This is a genomic window from Nocardiopsis suaedae (assembly GCF_027706745.1).
Taxonomy (GTDB): Bacteria; Actinomycetota; Actinomycetes; order Streptosporangiales; family Streptosporangiaceae; genus Nocardiopsis_A; species Nocardiopsis_A suaedae.
In genome coordinates this window covers 79893-99893 of the sequence record NZ_JAQFWP010000016.1, presented here as the reverse complement: position 1 = coordinate 99893, position 20001 = coordinate 79893, and the positions used below count along the sequence as shown (strand labels likewise).

At 72.2% G+C, this 20001-nt stretch carries 16 protein-coding genes and 1 pseudogene; 5 read left to right on the top strand and 12 right to left on the bottom strand.

What is annotated here, in order from left to right; translation table 11 throughout:
* Position 1: 1 nt before the first annotated feature.
* From O4U47_RS11205 to fdhD, 3 genes are read left to right on the top strand one after another with little or no spacing between them, the layout of a single operon-like run.
* Positions 2-2053 carry an NADH-ubiquinone oxidoreductase-F iron-sulfur binding region domain-containing protein gene (locus tag O4U47_RS11205; RefSeq protein WP_270677729.1) on the top strand — a complete coding sequence of 684 codons (2052 nt, stop codon included), beginning with the start codon at positions 2-4 and terminating at the stop codon, positions 2051-2053.
* The gene (locus O4U47_RS11200; protein WP_270677728.1) at positions 2050-3057 is read left to right on the top strand and encodes a 2Fe-2S iron-sulfur cluster-binding protein; all 1008 of its coding nucleotides are present in this window, start codon (positions 2050-2052) and stop codon (positions 3055-3057) included. Before O4U47_RS11205 ends, O4U47_RS11200 begins: the two co-directional genes overlap by 4 nt.
* A 56-nt stretch (positions 3058-3113) precedes the next feature.
* The gene (fdhD, locus tag O4U47_RS11195) at positions 3114-3974 is read left to right on the top strand and encodes a formate dehydrogenase accessory sulfurtransferase FdhD (protein WP_270677727.1); all 861 of its coding nucleotides are present in this window, start codon (positions 3114-3116) and stop codon (positions 3972-3974) included.
* A gap of 86 nt (positions 3975-4060) precedes the next feature.
* Here the strand turns inward: fdhD and O4U47_RS11190 are convergent, their stop codons facing one another.
* The 11 genes and pseudogenes from O4U47_RS11190 to O4U47_RS11140 form a co-directional block, all read right to left on the bottom strand.
* Positions 4061-4495 (bottom strand): SRPBCC family protein, encoded by a 435-nt coding sequence (locus O4U47_RS11190; protein ID WP_270677726.1) that lies wholly within the window; start codon positions 4493-4495, stop codon positions 4061-4063.
* Between the two features lie 142 nt (positions 4496-4637).
* Positions 4638-5435 carry a hypothetical protein gene (locus O4U47_RS11185; RefSeq protein ID WP_270677725.1) on the bottom strand — a complete coding sequence of 266 codons (798 nt, stop codon included), beginning with the start codon at positions 5433-5435 and terminating at the stop codon, positions 4638-4640.
* Positions 5436-5488: 53 nt separating this feature from the next.
* A complete protein-coding gene (locus O4U47_RS11180) occupies positions 5489-7378 on the bottom strand; it encodes a hypothetical protein (protein ID WP_270677724.1) in 1890 nt (629 codons plus the stop codon).
* 260 nt (positions 7379-7638) lie between these two features.
* Entirely contained in the window at positions 7639-8487 is an 849-nt protein-coding gene (locus O4U47_RS11175) for a hypothetical protein (RefSeq protein ID WP_270677723.1), read from the bottom strand.
* A 154-nt stretch (positions 8488-8641) separates the two neighbouring features.
* On the bottom strand, positions 8642-9355 hold the full coding sequence (locus tag O4U47_RS11170) for a Crp/Fnr family transcriptional regulator (RefSeq protein ID WP_270677722.1): 714 nt from the start codon (positions 9353-9355) through the stop codon (positions 8642-8644).
* 150 nt (positions 9356-9505) lie between these two features.
* Entirely contained in the window at positions 9506-10351 is an 846-nt protein-coding gene (locus O4U47_RS11165; RefSeq protein ID WP_270677721.1) for an NAD-dependent protein deacetylase, read from the bottom strand.
* Between the two features lie 61 nt (positions 10352-10412).
* Positions 10413-11945, bottom strand: coding sequence for a VCBS repeat-containing protein (locus O4U47_RS11160; protein WP_270677720.1), 1533 nt, complete (start codon positions 11943-11945; stop codon positions 10413-10415).
* 40 nt (positions 11946-11985) lie between these two features.
* Complete coding sequence (locus O4U47_RS11155; protein ID WP_270677719.1) at positions 11986-13398, bottom strand: VCBS repeat-containing protein; 1413 nt, start codon at positions 13396-13398, stop codon at positions 11986-11988.
* Between the two features lie 84 nt (positions 13399-13482).
* Positions 13483-13899 carry a YchJ family protein gene (locus tag O4U47_RS11150; protein WP_270677718.1) on the bottom strand — a complete coding sequence of 139 codons (417 nt, stop codon included), beginning with the start codon at positions 13897-13899 and terminating at the stop codon, positions 13483-13485.
* Between the two features lie 87 nt (positions 13900-13986).
* Entirely contained in the window at positions 13987-16119 is a 2133-nt protein-coding gene (gene betT / locus O4U47_RS11145; protein WP_270677742.1) for a choline BCCT transporter BetT, read from the bottom strand.
* Between the two features lie 215 nt (positions 16120-16334).
* A pseudogene (locus tag O4U47_RS11140) lies at positions 16335-16952 on the bottom strand (AAA domain-containing protein); the annotation flags it as partial.
* Between the two features lie 294 nt (positions 16953-17246).
* Here O4U47_RS11140 and O4U47_RS11135 point away from each other — a divergent pair.
* On the top strand, positions 17247-17441 hold the full coding sequence (locus O4U47_RS11135; RefSeq protein WP_270677717.1) for a hypothetical protein: 195 nt from the start codon (positions 17247-17249) through the stop codon (positions 17439-17441).
* Between the two features lie 90 nt (positions 17442-17531).
* Here the strand turns inward: O4U47_RS11135 and O4U47_RS11130 are convergent, their stop codons facing one another.
* Positions 17532-18578, bottom strand: a complete 1047-nt coding sequence (locus O4U47_RS11130) for a trypsin-like serine peptidase (RefSeq protein WP_270677716.1) — start codon at positions 18576-18578, stop codon at positions 17532-17534.
* Between the two features lie 359 nt (positions 18579-18937).
* Between O4U47_RS11130 and O4U47_RS11125 the strand changes: the two genes are divergently transcribed.
* On the top strand, positions 18938-19948 hold the full coding sequence (locus O4U47_RS11125) for an endonuclease/exonuclease/phosphatase family protein (RefSeq protein ID WP_270677715.1): 1011 nt from the start codon (positions 18938-18940) through the stop codon (positions 19946-19948).
* The last annotated feature ends 53 nt before the right edge of the window (positions 19949-20001 follow it).

The window sequence follows — 20001 nt, the reverse complement described above, 5'->3', positions numbered from 1 at the left end:
CGTGGACCTTCAGCACCTGGACACGCCTCCGAGCGACGCCGAGCGCGCCGCCGTGGACGCCCTCCTCGGCCCGCCCGGGTCGGCCTGGGAAGGCGGCGAGCGCACCGGCGCCGACCTGCGCCGGGCCGACGGCGGACAGGCCGCGCGCGGACGGCGCGACCTCCTGCTTCCCGCCCTCCACGCCGTCAACGACCGCATCGGCTGGATCAGCGAGGGCGCGCTCGGCTACATCTGCCGGCGCCTGACCGTCCCCCCGGCCGACGCCTACGGCGTCGCCTCCTTCTACTCCATGTTCGCGCTGCACGAGCGGCCCAAGCGCGTCCTGCACGTGTGCACCGACATCGCCTGCGCCGCCAAAGGCTCGGGCCCGATCTGCCGGACCCTCGAGGAGCGCCTCGGCGCCCCCGGGCACGGGGCGGACCCCTCGCCCAACGGTTCGCCCGACAACGGCCCCCGGCCCGACGGGCACAGCGGCTCCGAGGTCGCATGGGTGGAGAGCCCCTGCCTCGGGATGTGCGAACGCGCCCCGGCGGCGCTGGCGATCGAGGCCGGAGACCCGCCCGGGTACGCGGTCTCCGCCCCCGCCGACCCGGACGTGCTGTGCGCACCCCCGAAGGCCCGGCCCGCCGGGGCGGATGCGGCGCCCGCCCCCTCCTCCAACGGGCACCGCCCGGAGGCGCATCCGACGACCTTCTCCCCCGAGGCGCTCGCCCCGATGCCCGCCGAGCCCTCCGCCGAGGCCGCCGTCCCCCAGGCCGGCGACCCCGGCCTCCTGCTCCTCGGGCGCATCGGCGCCGTCGACCCCACCGACCTGGACTCCTACCGCGCCGCGGGCGGCTACACGGCCCTGCGCCGGGCGATCGCCCTGGGCCCCTCCGGCGTCATCCGCGAGGTCACCGACTCCGGCCTCGTCGGACGCGGCGGGGCGGCCTTCCCGACCGGGCGCAAGTGGGCCGGGACGGCCCAGCGCCCCGAGGCGCCCCGCTACCTCGTCTGCAACGCCGACGAGAGCGAGCCGGGCACCTTCAAGGACCGCGTGCTCATGGAGGGCGACCCGTTCTCGGTCATCGAGGCCATGACCGTCGCGGGGTTCGCGATCGGGGCGGCCCGCGGCTACCTCTACATCCGCGGCGAGTACCCGCTCGCGCTCTCCCGGCTGGAGAACGCCATCACCCGCGCCCGCGCGCGCGGGCTGCTCGGGGAGGACATCCTCGGGTCCGGCTTCTCCTTCGACATCGAGATCCGCCGCGGGGCCGGGGCCTACATCTGCGGCGAGGAGACCGCGATCTTCAACTCGATCGAGGGCCTGCGCGGAGAGCCGCGCAGCAAGCCCCCGTTCCCCGTCGAGCGCGGGCTGTTCGACCGCCCGACCGCCGCCAACAACGTCGAGACGCTCGTGAACGTCCTGCCGATCGTGCAGATGGGCGGGCCCGCCTATGCGCGCATCGGAACCGGGTCCTCCACCGGGCCCAAGCTCTTCTGCGTGTCGGGGACCGTGGCGCGCCCCGGCGTCTACGAGGTGCCGTTCGGCGCCACACTGCGCGACCTGCTCGGCCTCGCCAACGCCGGAGCCGAATCACCCCCTGAGCCGCGAGCCGTCCTCCTCGGAGGGGCGGCCGGAGGGTTCCTGCGCGGTGACGAGCTCGACGTGCCCCTCACCTTCGAGGGGGCGCGGGAGGCGGGGACCACCCTCGGGTCGGGGGTCGTCCTCGTCCTCGACGACACCGTGGACCTGCCCGCGGTCCTCGTCCGCATCGCCGCCTTCTTCCGCGACGAGTCGTGCGGGCAGTGCGTGCCCTGCCGGGTCGGCACCGTCCGCCAGGAGGAGGCGCTGGCGCGGCTGTCCGGAGGCACCGGCGACGGGGCCGACATCGCCCTCCTGCGCGACGTGGGCGCCGCCATGCGCGACGCGTCCATCTGCGGCCTCGGGCAGACGGCCTGGAACGCGGTCGAGTCGGCGATCGACCGGCTCGGGGTGTTCGCGGACGTGCCGCAGAGAAGGACCCTCCCCCTGACCACCGCCGCGCCGTCGACCACGAAGGAGGCGCCGTGACCGCCGCACCTGAGACCCCCGCCCCCTCCCCCGCCGGACCGGTCCCCCTGGCGGCGCCGCGCCGCCTGGTCGGCGTCACCGTGGACGGCGAGGAGATCCGCGTCCCTGAGGGCTCGACGCTCCTCGACGCCTGTGAGACCAAGGGGATCGACGTTCCGACCCTCTGCTACGGCGACACCCTCACGCCGCGCAACGCCTGCCGGGTGTGCGTGGTCGAGGTCGAGGGGGCGCGCACGCTCGCCCCGGCGTGCTCGCGCAAGGCCGAGGAGGGGATGAGCGTCCTGACCGACTCCGAGCGCGTGCGGCACAGCCGCAAGCTCGTCCTGGAGCTGCTCGGTTCGTCGGTCGACCTGTCCACCACGCCGGGTGTCCCGGAATGGAACGAACGCTACGATGCCGCGCCGGACCGGTTCGGGCCGCGCGCCGAACCCGCCCCGCTGGGCGAGCGCGACGCGCGCCACGCCGGGGAGCACGCCCCGGTGGACGGGGCGGCCGCCGCGACCGTCGAGCAGCCAGCCAAGGACGACAACGACCTCTACGTGCGCGACTACGGCAAGTGCATCATGTGCTACAAGTGCGTGGACGCGTGCGGGGAGCAGTGGCAGAACACCTTCGCCATCGGCATCGCGGGGCGCGGGTTCGACGCGCGGGTGTCCACCGAGTTCGACGTCGGGCTGCCGGACTCGGCGTGCGTGTACTGCGGGAACTGCATCGAGGTGTGCCCCACGGGGGCGCTGTCGTTCACCACCGAGTTCGACATGCGCCAGGAGGGCACCTGGGACGAGGAGCGGCAGACCCAGACGACGACCGTGTGCACCTACTGCGGGGTGGGCTGCAACGTCACGCTGCACGTCCAGGACGGCCAGATCGTCAAGACCAGTTCGCCGCACGACAACCCCGTGACGCACGGCAACCTCTGCATCAAGGGGCGGTTCGGGTACCAGCACGTGCAGAACGCGCCCGGAAAGGATCGGGTGCGCGGCGGCGGGGAGACAATGGAGTGAGCCGGTCCCCGGCATGAACGCCGGGACGGGCGCGACGCCAGAAAGGCAGGGGGCTCATGGGACGCGTGACCACCCGCGAGAAGGTGCTGCGGATCCGCGGCGCGGCCTCCGACGACCGCGCCGACACCCTCGTCGTCGAGGAGCCGCTGGAGATCCGGTTCGGCGGGGCGCCGCTCACGGTCACGATGCGCACGCCCGGCGACGACTTCGACCTCGCGGCAGGGTTCCTGGCGGGCGAAGGGGTGCTGGCCGGCGCCGAGGACCTGGCGTCGATCCGGTACTGCGCCGGGGCGACGGAGGACGGGTCCAACACCTACAACGTCCTGGACGTGGCGGCGGCGCCGCACGTGCCGCCGCCGGACACCTCCCTGGAGCGCAACTTCTATACGTCGTCCTCGTGCGGGCTGTGCGGCAAGGCGTCGATCGACGCGGTGCGCATGGCGGTGCGGTGGGACGTCTCCGGGGACACCCTGGAGATGACGCCCGAGCTGCTGGCGGGCCTGCCGGACCGGCTGCGCGAAGCCCAGCGGGTGTTCGACCGCACGGGAGGACTGCACGCGGCGGGGCTGTTCGACGCCGAGGGGCGGCTGCTGTGCCTCAGGGAGGACGTGGGGCGGCACAACGCGGTCGACAAGCTCGTGGGCTGGGCGCTGCGCGAGGGGATGCTCCCGCTGCGCAATACCGTCCTGATGGTGTCGGGACGGGCGTCGTTCGAGCTGGTGCAGAAGGCCCTGATGGCGGGCATCCCCGCGTTGGCCGCCGTCTCGGCGCCGTCGTCCCTGGCGGTCGAACTGGCCCGGGAGCACGGTCTGACCCTGGTCGGCTTCTTGAGGGGGGATTCCATGAACGTCTACGCCGGCCGGAACCGGATCACCCTGGAGACGGCGTCCCAGACGCCTATGGCGGCCCCGAGGTGATCCCCCGGCCGGGCCGGTAGACGCGGAACCGGCCGGCGCTTACACAGCCCCCTGCGCCGGCCGGTTCCGACAACCGCTCCGCTCCCCTAGCGGGCGAGAAGGGCCCGGACGAGGCGACCGAAGACCAGGCGGCCGCCCCACGCCGCGGGCCTGTCGAGGACACGGGGAAGCCCGGCCACGCGCACCTCCTCGCGCCAGAGCACCCGGGAGCGGCCACCGTCCCCGCCCACGATGATCTCCGCCCAGCCGGTGACCAGGGATCCGCGCTTCTCCAGGCGGCACAGACCCGGCCTGCCCTCCGACGGAGGAGTCCACCGCACGACCTCCATCAGGTCGTCGAACCCGACCGGCCCGATCCCCGTGCGCGCCGAGAGGCGCGTCCCGACCCCGGTAGGACCGGGCGGCTCGACGGTGACGCGCGTCAGGGGGATGTGCTCCCCGTGACGGGTCCAGTCCGTCAGCCGGAGCCACACCTCCTCAGGCCCGAGCGCGACCCACCGCATGATCCGAAAGAACGCCACAGCCCGATCCTAGGCGGGAGGAGGGCAGGCGGGGCAGGTCCCCGGCCGTTCCCCTCCTCCGGGGCGTCCCAGCACGCCTCGGCCTCGGACCGGTAGGAAGCGAGTGCTGCGTCGCGAACACGGTCGCCCGACGCCTGCGGCTTCAGGCTCCAGCCTCCGTTCCGGCTGTCGTGACCCACTGGCGTCGGAGGCGCTCCGCCAAATCTGCGCGTTCGAATCCTTCCAGGATGCTCGCGAGACGATCGACCATGGCGGGGCGCTCCCACTCCTCGAGTCCGGCCAGGAACGCGTCCATGGTCGATTCCCGGCCTCCGTCACCGTCACCGTTCACGATCCCGCCCACCTGCTCGGGAGGGGTGAGCATCTCATCGAGCATCTCTCCCATCTCGGAGATCTGACCCAACCGATCGGGGTGCTGCTCGAACCACCAGACACGTGCGAGGACGGAGTCGACCAAGACGTCGCGCTGCAGTTCGCGGACGCGCTCCATGCGCCCTCGGTGCACGGCGGCTTGGATCTCCTTCCTCGGCCCCAGAAGCTCCAGCTCCTTGGCCAGGCTCATGTCCCCCTCGTCTACGGTGAGGGACACGAGCACCTTGTGGTCGCGTACCTCGGCCCGGTCGAAGACCTCCTCGTCGAAGAGGGCGCACCCCAGTTCCGCTTCCGCAGCCCCCTTGTCACCGAGAGAGAAGCCGACCGAACTCTCCGATGCCGCCCCGATGATCCGCCGCTGGAATTCGGCCAGCATGCGGGCACGAGCCGACGCTCCCGCGCCGTTCCATGCGACCTCCAGCGAGAATCGGGCCTCGAACCACAGCCCTTCGTTCTTGCTCGGCAGCCGGGCTTCGAATTCGATCTGTGTATCGGGGGCACGGAACGCGATGCTCCAGGAGGGAACGGAGGGACGGTCCCCTCTGGCCCCGAATCCGAACAACGCCATTGCTCTGCTCCTTTGCTCGGCAGGCCTCCACCAGCCTGTAAGGAATGACAGGATCAGGATTCACGGCCGCTGATGTCCTCATAGAGCCTGTCGACCTCGGCGGCCCTGCGTCCGTGCGCCAACCGCCAGCGCCTGATCACCCGCAGGACCGCTGCCGCGTTGTCGGGGGCACCGTGAACCGCCGACCGCAGCGACTCCTTGACCGGCTCCGGCACACCTGGCCAGGCGGAGAACGCGTTCAGCCACGTCCACAGCGTCCTCGACACCCGGGCGTTGTCCGCCATGAGGGCGTCCCAGCACTTCGCCGCGGTGTCCGCCGAAACGCGGGACTCCGCGAGTTCGGTGAAGATCACCGGTTCCCGCTCCTCCTGTCCCTGCGCGGGGCGCGTGAGGAGGTGCCCGAGCCCTTGAACGGCGAAGTACCCGCGGTGTCCATGCCCCGACGGGTCGGCCACCCACGTCGTCAGTTCATCGAGCACCGATTCCAGATTGCCGGGCTCATCGGCGATGTTCTCGAAGATCCCCACGAGCGATCCGGCCCACTGGTGCGGGACCTTCGCCGCGATGAGCCGCAGCCGCACCATCGCGGAGCGCGGGAGGACCCGGCCGTAGACACCGCACACTTCGGCGACCATCCGGTCGAGCTGCCGTGTCCTGGTACTGACGGCCACCCGGTACAGCTCCGCCCTGACCACCCCGCCGATCTCGGCGGTGACCGCGGCTTCGGCGACGGCGGGGACCGCCGCCCATGTGAGCTCGGCCGTCCGGCCCCAGGACTTCATGAGCTCGGTGACGGGGAACGCGTCCGCATGGCGGAGTCCGAGCCTGAGCCACCGGTCGGCGAGGTGGCCCCTCTCCGCCCAGGGGAGTTCCGCGGCCGCCGACTCCGACCACGAGAGCAGGTCGGCCCTCGCGTGCGGGTGCTCGCGCCAGAGGTGGTCCAGGGCGCCGTCCCTGATCTCCTGGCGGGTGAACCGGATCCTGTCGTCCACGACGGTCGCGGGGAAGTCATGGAGGAGCTCCGACAGGCCGCTCCCGGAGATGGGCGTGCGCCAGGCGGAGGGCACCTTCCAGCGCTGGGCGAGTTCGTGGGCCTGCTTGAGGACGACGGGGCAGCGGGCGCCTTCCAGCAACGCGACGGCTTCCAGGAGGACCCGTTGGAACTCCTTCTCATGGTCGTGCTCGGCGAACCATCTTCGGAGGTCCTTCGCCGGGTCGGAGAAGGAGCCGATGACGGAGTCGATCCATGTGCGGTAGACGTCCTCTCCGCCGTCCCCCGCCTCCGGCCGTCCTCGGGCGGCCTTCCCCGCCAACTGGGTGGCACGCCCGGGCTCCGCCCCTCTCAACGCGGCGCGGACCCCTTCGTCCTCGCACCACCACCGTGCATCCTCCTCGCACGTCCGATGCCGCATCGACCTGAAGAAGACCTCCAGCGGCGGGGGAGGCTCCTCGATCTCCAGCCAGGCGTACGCCTCTCCGAACTCCTCGGTCCACTGCTTGGGGGTGGCGATGATGACGAGGAGCGTCCCCGCCTCACGCACCGTCCCCGCGAACGACCGCAGGGCGGTCCTCTGAGCAGGGTCGATGTCCGGTGCGTGCGTCAGGTCGATCAGGTAGGTGCGCCCCTTTTCGGCCTCGAGGCCGGAGAGGCCCGCGTCCCGTTCGTCCAGGTCCGGCATCTCCTCTTGGATCGGGCACCCGGGCCGCAGGACCGCGAGCGCGTTGATACCCGCCGTCCCCCTGCCGCTGCCCGGTTCACCGACGATGATCCCGATGCTGGACCGGCCGAGTTCCTTTTCGAAGCGCTTGTAGTCCCGGCATTCGACGAAGGTGTCGACGATCGTCTCGACCTTCTGCTCGTCCATCCGCAGTGCGTTGCGGACCCGTTCGGCGGTCTCCTCCGAGCGGACGTAGGTGTGGAAGGCGACGCCGCCTTGGATCATGCCCGCCTGTACCGCCTGGCCCCGATTGGAGCCCACGCTCGACCGCGCATTCGTCCGTCGGCCGGACCGCCCTCCGGCGTCGCCGCCTCCGTCCTCGGCCCCCGCTTCCCCCGCTTCGGGCTTCTTCGCCTGCGCGGATGCCGACGACTCGTCCTGGACATCCGAGGCGTCGGGGGGAGCACCGTCGGCCTTGTCCGCAGGCGCTTCCCTACGCGGGCGCTCCTCCCCCTGCTGATCGGGGTTTCGCCCCTCGGCCACGGCTATGCCCCCTTCTGGTCCCCGAAGTTCAGGCCGCCGGAGATGCTGTCCGCCTGAACGGCCACGCCGCTATTGCTTCCGATGCCCTTCCCGTCCGCCTTCCCGACTCCGCCGTCTCCACCTACCGACCTGGTGGCCGTCCCGCCTCCGACTTCTTCCGCCTTCGCCGGGCCGTCCCCGTCCGAGTTCCTCGGTCCGTCGGACGAAGGCCTCGGTGCGTAGATGTACACCTCGGCCTGGAAGTCCTTGTCCGGGATGCTCGCGTCGGCCGGGCGGAACTCGGCCGGTTTGAGGCCGACGTAGCCGCCCTGGACGGCGTCGTCGAACACGCGGCCGGACAGGCCCGCGACCAGGTAGGTCACGTCCGGGTCGCTCTCCTTGAGCGCCCTTCTCAGTGGCGCGGAGTCCAGGATCCGGTGGGTCTCCGTCATGGCGGACCCGACGCCGTCGCCGTGCTCCTCTCCCCCGCTGTCGGGGAGCGGCCCCACGCCGATGGCGGCGCGCAGCCGCAGACTCAGCGTGCGGTCCTCGTAGGCGAGGACCGGCTGCATGTCGGCGAGCACCTCCTGGAGCTCGCCCAGGAGCGGGTTGACCAGTAGGGCGAGGTGCTCCGGGTCCACACCGACCACGTACCCGTCCCCCGTGTGCTGGGGGAAGGAGGCGTTCTCCCAGAGGCCCGCAAGGCCGCTGTCGCGGAACGCGATCTCGAGCGCGTCGCGGATGGAGTTGTTGAGCAGCTGCTGGTGCCGGGACGAGGTGCGCGAGAACTTCTCCGCGTCGACCGCCAGGACGGCCCGGTAGGGCGGCATGGGCGTGCCGCTCCGGCGCGCACGGCGGGGGACATTCACCATTGCGATCGCTCCTCAGGGGGTCGGGATGCGCGGCCTTCCGGTCGCGCACCCCGACCATCCCCCGGGGCCCGGCAGCGGTCTGTCCAGAATCCGACACACTGCGGCCGCCGCCCCTCGGACCGCCTGTGATCCCGGTCTCCCGCCCGTCTCCCCGTCAGCCGTCCCCCTGGGCGACCTCTCTCAGCCGGTCCAGGTCGCGGATCGACACGTACTGGCGGCCGGTGCGGATGATGCCCATGGACCGGAGCCGTCCGAACTCCGCGGCCACCGAGGCGCGGGACATGCCGATCCAGTCGCCCAGCTCCTTCTGGGACAGCCCCACCCGCAACACGGCGCCGTGGCGGGCAGCCCCGTCTCCTCCGCCCTTCGCACCGTCCGCGCCGGGGACGTGCATCCCCAGCACGCCGGTGAGCCTGAGCAGCGTCGCCGCCAAGCGCCGCCCCGAGGGAAGGGCCACGATCTCCGCGCGCTGGCTCTCCCCTTCGCTCTGCCGCTTGACGACGTGCTCCCACAGCGCCCGGTGCAAGTCCATACGCCCGACGAGCAGCCGGAAGTGGGCACTGGTGAGGGCGCGAGTCAGGCAGTCGCCCCCCGTCGGCGTCACCGTCGCGGTCCTCGGCAGCCCCGACAGAGCGGAGAACTCGCCCAGCGCTTCCCCTGACCCCCTGAGCGCGAGCAGGGACTCGGTGCCGTCCGGTCTGACGACCGACACCTTGACCGTCCCCTCAGCGAGCATGTAGACGACGCCTTCCCGGTCGCCCTGGCGCACGATCGGTTCACCGTCCCGGAAGACCCTCGTGGCGCCCGCCTTGAGGAAGACCGCCCACTGCTCGTCCGTCAGCAACGCGCCGAAGCCTTGTCTGTGCACCTGTGCCCTTTCGGTCCTTGCGAAACGTCCGTCGCCCGGAGTCCTTCCTCGGGCTCCGGAACGTCAGCCGTTGAAGGCCGAGAGTGACCGCATGCGGTCGCAGTGCCGGGACGTGCGGGCGGGCGCCGCCACACCGCCACGCCCACGCCGTCAGGCCCCGTACGCCTCCGTGAGGGCCTCCAGGACCTCCGTGCAGCCGGTGTCCAGCTTCAGCGCCGCCAGGTCGTCCGCGCGGGTGGGGCCGCGGTTCACGATGGCCACCGGCTTGTCCTGCTTGGCCGCGTGCTTGACGAACCTCCGCCCCGACAGCACCGTCAGCGACGAACCGGCGACCAGGACCGACTCCGCCCCGTCCACCAGGGCGTAGGCGTCGAGCACGCGCTCCTTCGGCACGTTCTCTCCGAAGTAGACGATGTCCGGCTTGAGCATGCCCCCGCAGAACTCGCAGTCCGCGACGCGGAACCCTTCCGTGGAGGCCAGCACCGCGTCGGCGTCCGGGGCGACCTCCACGTCGGCCACGCTCTCCGCGAAGCGCGGGTTCAGGGCGGCCAAGCGCTCGGCCAGGCGGGCCCGGCTGATCGTCCGCCCGCACGACAGGCACACCACGCGGTCGAACCGCCCGTGCAGGTCGATCACCCGGTGGCTGCCCGCCGCCTCGTGCAGGGTGTCGACGTTCTGCGTCACGACCCCCGACACCAGCCCCGCCGCCTCCAAGCGCGCGAGAGCGCGGTGCCCGCCGTTCGGGTGGGTCTCCCGCATGTAGTGCCACCCCACGTGGTTGCGGGCCCAGTAGTGCCTGCGGAACGCCGGATCCCCGACGAACTGCTGGTAAGTCATCGGCGTCCGGGGCGGCGAGTCGGGCCCGCGGTAGTCCGGGATTCCGGAGTCGGTGGAGATTCCCGCCCCGGTGACCACGGCCACCGGCCCGTCTCCGAGGGTCTCGCGCAAACGCTCCGCCGCCGCGATCGGGCTCTGGGCCTCCGTCGTCTGAACCACGCAGTCGAGCCTATGCGCCCGGGGCAATCCGCCGACCGGCCCGCCCCGGGCGCCCGGCCCCTCAGCCTGCGAGTCCCTGCCGCCCGTCGCCGTCGGGGAGGTCGATCCCCCGCACGGCGCCAGGGGCGAGAGAGCCGTCCTGCATCCGCAGTCCCCTGTAGACGCGGACCGGCCCCGCAGGGGCGTCGACCGTCCCCTTGACCGACGACGGCCGCCCGGCGACCACGTCGTCCGTGCCGTCGCCGTCGGTGTCCACCAAGCGCAGCAGCGTACGCGGAAACTCCTCATAGGGGTCCCAGGACTCGTCCTCGGGAGGCGGGGACGCCTGCGGGTACTGGTCGGCCTCCTCCGGACGCAGCAGGCACGCCCCCTCACCGGTCAGCCCGTCGGGACCTCCCGGCAGGACGACGACGTCCCCCTCGTCCACGGGCGGCCTCTCCCCGCCCGCCGGGCGGTTCACGGCCGCGGCGACGTCGGCGTACCCGTCGCCGTTGACGTCCCCGGCCTCCAGCACGGTGCCGAGCTCGTCGCCGTCCACCCCCTTCTGGGACAGGCCGGCTTGGTCCATGCCCACCCGGGCGGCCGGTTCCTCGGCCGGACCGTCCGGTCCGCCGGGGTAGACGGTCACCTCCCCCGGGCCCGACGCCCCGTCCTCCACCGTCGTGCCGACCTCGCGGACGATGAGGTCGCCGAAGCCGTCCCCGTCCACATCGGCCACAACGCCCTCGTCCGCGTTGGCACGGGTCCCGGCCGGCTCGAACCCGTCCTCGCTCCCGGTCCACAGGGCGGTCTCATAGGCCATCTCCTCGAAGGCCCGGAAGGCGACGAGGTCGTCGCATCCGTCGCCGTCCATGTCCCCGGCGACGAACGAGTTCTCCAACCCCTCCAGGTCGACCCCGGAGGAGGCCGTCCGGGCGGGTGCGCCGTCGCGGTCGAACGGGCCGTACAGGACCTCGCTCTCGTCACCGAACCACTCGACGCCCACGAACATGTCGGAAGCACCGTCGCCGTCGAAGTCCCCGACCGCGGTCAACCACGGCTGCACTTCACCGCCCTTCTGGACCACCGCTCCTCCGTCGACGCCGCCTTCCCCGCCCCAGACCAGGGCGATGGCCCCCTGGTCCTCGTCCTTTTCGGTCTGTGGGCCCGCGGACACGGCGACGTCGGTCACGCCGTCCGCGTCGAAGTCGCCGGTCAGGGCGGTCTCACCGAATCGCACGTCGTCCTGCAGCGACGCAGGGACGCCGTCCTCCCCGGGCACGACGCTCTGAGCGGCCCCGCCGTCCGGGCCGTCCTCGCTCCCGGGGACGACCAGGAGGCTCCCGTCATGCGCCACGGGGTTCTCCGGGTCCCCCTCCCCGTCGTAGTGCCCGGGGCGGGTCACCACGAGGTCGTCGAACCCGTCCCCGTCGACGCTCCCGCCTCCGCCTCCAGCGCGCGGGGTGTGAGCACCGTCGGCGGCGGGGGTCGGGGTGGGGGCCGCGACTCCGCAGACGTCCTGAGGACGCTCCGGCGCGGCCGTTCCGCACCCTGCGGCAAGGAGGGCGAGGACGGTGAGGGGGATCGCCGCCGCTCGAACGTGGGTGAAGGCCATGTATCTCTCTGCTTTCCGCTGTTGTACCCGGGGCGCCGTTCTAATCGCCGAGGCCCCTGTACACCCGGACCGGACTCGCCGGGAGGTCGTCGGTGTCCTCCACCCGCGGCGCCCCCACGACCACGTCGTCGGCGCCGTCCCCGTCGGTGTCGAGCAGGCGCAGCAGGGCGCGCGGCGTGTCGGCGTACTCGTCCCAGTACTCGTCCTCAGGAGGCGGCGACGCGGTGGGGTACTGGTCGGCGTCCTCGGGGCGCAGCAAGCACGCTCCCTCACCGCTCAGCCCGTCGGGGCCTCCCGGCAGGAGGACGACGTCCCCCTTGTCGACGGGGGTTCCGGCCGTGACGGAGCGGTACACACCGGCGGCCACGTCGGCGTACCCGTCGCCGTTGACGTCCCCGGCGGCCAGGACGCGGCCGAAGTAGTCACCGTCTTCGGCCTCGCGGGGCAGGCCCGCCGAGTCCAGGGTGAATCCGGCCGCTTCCGCTCCCAAGGAGTCGGGGCCGCCGGGGAACACGCTGATCCTGCCCGGTGTCCAGGGCCCCTCCTCGGCCGTGCCCCCGGTCTCGTGGACCACCAGGTCGCCGTAGCCGTCGCCGTCCACGTCGGCCACGACCCCCGCGTCGGCCGCGGCCGCGTTGCCGGCGCTCTCGAAGCCGTCCCCGGTCGATGCCCGTACGACGGTCGCGTAGGTCATCTCCTCGAAGGCGCCCATGGCGAACACGTCGTCACGGCCGTCCCCGTTCACATCGCCGGTGAAGAACTCGTTCTCCCTGGCGCCGAGGCCGATCCCGTCTTCCCCCTCCCCCGCGTCGGCGGAGCGGTCGTAGGAACCGTCCCGCTCGAACGGCCCGTAGAGGACGTGCGGGGCGCCGCCTTCCCCGCCGACGAGCAGGTCGGAGGTACCGTCGCCGTCGAAGTCCCCGACCGCCTCCAGGGACGGCCGGCCGTCGCGCGGCCAATCGGCGACCGTGCCGCCGTCCGTCCCGCCCCAGAGGATCAGGATCGTCTTGGGGGTCCGATCCGCGTCCTCGTTCTCGGGCCCGGCGTTGAGGACGACGTCGGTGCGGCCGTCGCCATCGAAGTCGCCCAGACGGAGGCCGTCCCCGAACCCGGCTCCGGCCACCGGGGAGCCGGGCACCCCGCCCTCCCCCGGGACGACGGCCTGTGCGCGCGTGCCGTCGGGACCGTCCGCACCGCCGGGGACGACGAGGAGGCTCCCCTCACGCTCTGCTTCCTCTCCCGACTCGTAGGGGCCGAGGTGCGGGAGCACCAGGTCCTCGAAAGCGTCCCCGTCGACGTTCTGGACGGTCCGGACCGGGGCCCCCTCCCCCGCGGGCCCACCCGACGCGGACACGGATCCGCCGCACAGCTCCCCGGGATCGTCCGGCCGGTCGATGCCACAGCCGGTGGCCAGGAGGACGAGCGGGAGGACCATAAGGGAGCGGGCCGTCATCGTGAGGGGACGGTGGGGCAGGGCGATCATGCTGGGGAAGACGTCATGACCGGCGGCCCAGTTGTCCGGTGCCCCGAGGAGTCGTCAATCCGTGACATCTCCGTCGACGTAGGTCCACTGCCCCTCATGGCGGGTGAAACGGCTGTTCTCGTGCAGGGCGCCGGTCGAGCCGCCGTGCCGATAGGAGGCCCTGAACTCGACCGTGCCGTCGGTGTGGAATGCCGTTCCACCGGTGGCCGACAGGATCTCCAGCCCCTCCCACTCCATGGCGGGATCGAGGTCGAGCCTGCGGGGACGGGTCGTCGGGTGCCAGCTCTTCTTCAGGTAGGCGGAGTCCCCCAGGACGAACGCGGTGTACCGGGACCGCATCAGCTGCTCGGCGGTGGAGGCCGAGCGCCGTCCCTGGTGCAGCGGGGCGCAGCAGTCGGCATAGGGCGCCCCCTTTCCGCACGGGCAGGGCGTTTCAGGGTCGGCGGAGCCACCGTGGCGCAGTTCAGGCATGCCCCCATTGTTCCGCGCGCCGTGAGGGAGCGCGCCGCACCGCTCGAGCCCGGCCCCGAACGCCTCCCGCCCCGCGCGGGCGCGGGGTCAGTGGTCGTCGCCCTCCACGTACACCTCGGCGGTGCCCGGCCCGTGGTCGGGCAGGGCCGACCCGGCGGCGGCCTCGCGGTGCAGGCGGAGGAACTCCAGGTGGCGCTCGTACTCGTCGAGGATGTTGCCGATGAGCTGCTGCTTGCTGTAGCCCATCACGTCGTATCCCTGGCTGCCCTCGGTGAGGCGCACCTCGAACCGCACGTAGGTGTCCTGGTTGGTCAGCGAGCGCATGGCGAAGGCCGGGGTGGGCATCTCGATCGGCCACACCTGGTAGCCGAACTCCTCCTCGGCGCCCATCGGCGCGCGCAGCTCCAGGTGCGGGATGCCGGTCGCCTCGTCCACCCCTTCGGTGATCGAGGCCTCCGCCCCCTGCTCGCGCAGCTCCTCGGCGACGTCCTGGAAGGCCGGGCGGCACACCTCCTCGACGAAGCGGGCCGCCGCCCGCCTGCCGGGGAAGCTCGTCACCCGGGCCAGGCGCTGGCGCCAGTTGCGGTCGGCGCCCCGGCGGTCGATCTCGGTGCGGGTGGACAGCGAGGAGGTCAGCGTGGTGCGGAAGGCCTCCACCCGGAACTGCTCGACCCGCAGCGCCCGGTAGAGCCCCCATATGACCAGCAGCATCACGAACGAGAACGGCAGGCCCATGATGATGGTCGCGCTGGTCAGCGCGTCCACGCCGCCGACGATCAGCATGGCCAGGGTGAGCAGGCCCGTCACCGCGGCCCAGAAGATGCGCAGCCACGCCGGGGCGTCGGTGACCGGCGTGGGCAGGTGGGAGCTGAGGTTGCCGGTGACCAGCGCGCCGGAGTCGGCGGAGGTCACGTACAGCAGCAGCCCGACGACGGTGGCCAGCCCGGCGCTGAAGGTGAACCCCGGGTACTGCTCCAGCAGGGTGTAGAAGCCCTTCTCGGGGGTGTTCATGGCGACCTCGCCGAACCCGGTGTCGCCGCCCATGACGATGCTCAGGGCGCTGTTGCCGAAGATCGACAGGAAGGTCAGCGTGTACAGCAGCGGGATCACCAGCGTGGCGGCGACGAACTGCCGGATGGTGCGCCCGCGCGAGATGCGGGCCAGGAACATGCCCACGAACGGCGCCCAGGCGATCCACCAGGCCCAGAAGAACAGGGTCCAGGCATTGAGCCAGTCGACCGGCGGGTCGTAGGCGAAGGTGTTGAGCGTGATCCCGGGCAGTCGGCTGACGTAGTCGCCGATGTTCAGGATCAGGGTGTTGAGCAGCCAGACCGGCCTGCCGGCGAACATCACGTACAGCATCAGCACGATGGCGAGCAGGACGTTGAGCTCGGACAGGCGCCGGATGCCCTTGTCCACGCCGGCCACGGCCGAGACGGTGGCCACGAGCACCGCCACGACGATCAGCGCGGTCTGGGCCGCCACGCCCTCGGGCACCCCGAACAGGGCGCTGAGGCCGTAGTTGAGCTGCACCACGCCGATCCCCAGCGACACCGAGATGCCGAAGACCGTGCCGATGATCGCGGCCAGGTCCACGGCGTCGCCCACGCGGCCGTGGATGCGCTTGCCGATCAGGGGGTACAGGGCCGAGCGGATGGCCAGCGGGAGGCGGTAGCGGAAGGCGAAGTAGCCCAGCGCCATGCCCATGAGCGCGTACATCGCCCAGCCGGTCACCCCGTAGTGGAACAGCGACCACACCAGGGCCTGCCGGGCGGCCTCGACCGTCTCGGGGTCGCCCTCGGGCGGCGCGAGGTAGTGGGTGACCGGTCCGGAGACCGAGAAGAAGAGCAGGTCGATGCCGATCCCGGCGGCGAACAGCATGGCGGCCCAGGCGAACACCCCGTAGTCGGGCGTGGAGTGCTGCGGGCCGAGCTTGATCCCGCCGTACCGGGACACCGCCACGAACACCACGAACAGCAGGTAGACGGTGGCGACGAGGAAGTAGTACCAGCCGAATCCCGCGGAGATCCAGCCGACGGCCGCGCCGATGACGGCCTCGGCGTTCTTCGGCGCGATGATCGCCCACACCGAGATCGCCAGGATCAGCACCGACGCCCCGACGAACACCGTCTTCTTCAGGCGGGGCGGACCGTGCCCGTCCTCATCCTCATCCGCCGGGGACGGTGCCCCCGGTCGCGCCTCTCCTCCGATGGATGACAGCGCTCTCACCTCTCCTGCCCACGGTGCCGACACCGGACGACTGCGGAGGACCCCGCAAGGAGGGCCCCGCACCCGCGCCCTCCCCGGTTCCGGAGGACACCCGCACAGAGCCGATCCGGGCACCATCCTTCCCCGATCCGCCCCCGCCTCCCCGGCAACCCCCCCACCTCGGCGCGCCGCAGGCCCAGGGGTGACCGGCGGACCGGCGGCTCCGCTCAGGCGGTTCCCGAGAGGAGTTCCGCCGCGGCGGTGTCCGGCTCGGCCCAGCACCTCCACGCGGGGATCCGCACCGTGCGGATCCCCGACACCTCTTCGAAGAGCGCCGCCCGACCGAGGATGCGTTCCAGCGCCCTCTCCGAACCGGGCTGTGCCGGGGCACCGATCCCTGAACCGTCCACGATCACGGCGACCCCACTCTGGGAACCCGAGACGAGGAGGTCGCACGCGTACCCGTTGACGACGGGCCCCGCCTCCGGAGCGGCCCCCCGGGCCGTCAGCGCCCCGAAGAGCCGGTTGCGCGCCTCGTCGGGGGCCTCCTCCTCCGCAGACGACAGCGCGTGGGCCGCCAGGTCGGCGAGCAGGCCGCCCTGCTCGGACCAGTACCCCCGGCCCCCGACCACGTAGAGGCGCGAGCGCGCTCGGGTGACCGCCACATTCCACAGGTTCTGCTGCCTGGAGGCCCACTGGCCCGCCCCGCGCTCGACCCCGGCCGCGGCCGTCGGGGACACCACCATGACGTCCCGTTCTCCGCCCTGGAAGGTGTGCACGGTACCGACCCGGATGCGCTCCCCCGCCCTTTCGCCGAGGTACCGGGAGAGGTCCCTCTTCTGCGCCGCGAAGGAGGTCCTCGATCTCCTCTTCTTGGACCGGACGGGTCACCGCCCTCCTGAAATCGACACGAATGACCACTCCCGGCCAGGCCCGGCATCCAGCAGGCGGAGCCGGTGCGGGATACCAGGACGGCGGCCACCACGAAGCCGTGCCGTGGCGGTGGTGGACACTGTGCCTCTCTCCTCGGGGACGGGCCCCACGCCCGCCGATCGCGCCGTCTCACCCGGGCCGCCGACTGCTCGCTCCCCTTGCGGCATGGCTCATGGGAGACGGGGCGTGCTCACTAGCATGGCGGGATGAAGCGCAGAAGTGTCGCCCTCTTCGGGGTCGTCGGTGTCGGCGTGCTCGCGGCGGGCGCGGCGGCCGTCGTCGTCGCCGTCCACCGGGCGGAGGCACCCGATACGACCACGAGCGTGACCAACCCCCGGCCCCCTGGAGAGGTCTCCGAGCACTGGACCGACGAGCGGATGGAACAGGCCGAACCGAGATGAGCCTCACCGTGCCTTCCCCGTCCCGGCGGTCGCCGGAACGGGGAAGGCGGTCGGCCGGGCGCGCGGCCTGCGCGGTCCGGCCCTCAGGGGTCAGGAGATGTCGTTGTAGACGTTGATCGCCGCGTCGCCGTGGTTGGGCGAGTAGACGTCCAGGTCGACAGGGTCACCGTCGGCGTCCTTCTCGGAGTTGCTGTTGAGGCCCACGATGTAGCCCCACCCGCGTCCGGTCTGCAGGTCGTCCAGCCACGGGCCGCCGCTGGCCCCCTGGGCCATGTCGCACTGGTGCACCAGTTCCTCAGTGAACCAGCCGGCGTCCTCGGTCGGCCCGGTGCAGTACCACAGGTCCTCGCCGGTGAAGTCGTCGCGCTCGTACCCGTTGGCCGGGAAGCCGAAGTGGTGCACGTTGTCGAACTCCTGGCCGTAGTTGAACCGGTAGCCCTGCGCACCCGTCACGTCCTGCATGTCCCCGCGCTGCGGCTGGGGGTTGAAGCGCACGGCTCCCAGGTCGTACTCATGGTCGCGGTCCTCGGTCCAGCCCTTGACCGTGACGGCGCGCCGCCACTCCCAGCGCCCGTGCGGCTCCCGGCCGTTGTCGGCGTCGGGCACGAACATGAAGGCGCTGTGCCAGCCGTCGCCGCCGGTCCCGCCCGCGTGCAGGCAGTGGCCGGCGGTCCAGACCGTGTTGCGGTTGTCGGTATTGATCACCGACCCGGAGCAGCGCGCCGGGTCGCCGTTCTCGTCGTCGAAGTAGAGCTGGCCCATGGTCAGGGCGGGCATGCTGCCCTGGTTGCCCCACCGCTGGGCGGTGGAGCCCTGCAGGGGGGCGATCCCGTCCGGGGCCGGCCGGGCGCCGTCGGCGGGCGGGGCGCCCTCACCGGTCAGCGCCGGCAGGACGTCCTCAGGCGGAGGGGTCGGCCGCTTCTGGGCAGAGGACCGCTCGGGAGGCGCCATCGGCTCGGCGGCGCGCATCCGCTCCTCGGTCCAGTGAGCACTGATGTCGCCCTGAACGGCGACGTTCTCGGAGGCCACCGCTGCGGCCTCAGGGGCCGCCTCCTGCGCGGCGGCCGTCGGGGCCGCGGAGGCCACAAGCGCGGCCGCCACGGCGACCAGGAACATGCTCCGCAATGGCGCACCCATGGGGATTCCTTCCACCGGCGATCAGCCGGGTTCTGGGGGATGGTCCAGACGCGGAGCCCGACGGGCGGGGGCGTGCACGAGGAATGCCGCCCGCCCCGGAGGGCTCCGCGTCGACTGCAGACTGTCACCGTGACGGTGAGTGATCAATATGGCGCGGACGGTAGAGAAACCTTATGTCGCACGCCCCGATCCGGTGGCCTGGGCGCCCGGCGCGCCCCGACGGCCGCATGCGGACACCAGGGGCCGCTCTCATGTCCGAGGCGTGTTTACAGGCCCACTCGGAGCGCGCATGCTGGGGCGGTCAGGGCATTGCGGGCAGCCGGAGGAGGAACACCGGGGGGAGGAAGGCGGGGCCGAGTATGGCCGCGATCCGTGTCGCCTGGTGGAACGTCGAGAACCTGCTCGATGTCGAAGGCTCTCCGCGGCGGACCGAGAAGTTGGAGCGGGTCCTCGGGGCGTCGCTGGAGGGGTGGACCGCCGCGCTGCTCGACCGCAAGGTCGACCGCCTGGCGTCGGTCGTCGCGGGGATGCACGGGGGCCGCGGCCCCGACCTGCTCGGGGTGTGCGAAGTGGAGAACGAGCACGTGCTGCGCCTGCTCGCCGAGGCCGTTCGCTCCCGTTCCGGCCGCCCCTACCGGGTGGTGCACGCCGACACCTCCGACCGGCGGGGGATCGACGTCGCCTTCCTCTACGACCCGGACCTGCTGGCGGTGCCTCCCGACGCGGTCTTCCAGCACGTCGTGATGCGCCGCACCGGCACCCGGGAGATCCTCCAGGTCAACTTCCGCACCCGCGCGGGGACGACCTGGGCCGTCTTCGGCAACCACTGGCCGTCCCGGAGCGGCGGGCGGTGGGAGTCGGCCGCGTACCGCGCCGTCGCCGGGGAGACGCTGGCCTACTTCCATCAGCGCGCGCTGGAGGTGCACGGCCCGCGCACCCCGGTCCTGGCCATGGGGGACTTCAACGACGAGCCCTTCGACGCGTCCCTGGTCCAGCACGCCCTCAGCACCCGCCAGCGCGCGAAGGTGCTCAACGCGTCGTCGACGCCGCGCCTGTGGAACCTGATGTGGCCGCCGTTGGGCAGTGGTGAGGCACCCGGCGGCTCCTCCTCAGAGCCGACGGGGACGTTCTACTTCGACAACTTCGCCAACATGCTCGACCAGTTCCTGGTGAACCGGAACATGGTCACGCGCGGCTCGGTGCTGCGGGCGGTACCCGAGTCGGTCCGGATCGTCCACGAGCCCGAGGACATGGTGTCGACGGGCGTCTACCCCTCCCCCGTCCGCTTCGGCGGAGCGGGCAAACCCGTGAACCCGGACGGCTACGCGGACCACTTCCCCATCACCATGGAGGTCTCGGTGGGCGAGTGAGGGCCGCCGGCCCGCCCGTCCGGGCCCGCGAGCGCCCGTGATGGAGTACCGTC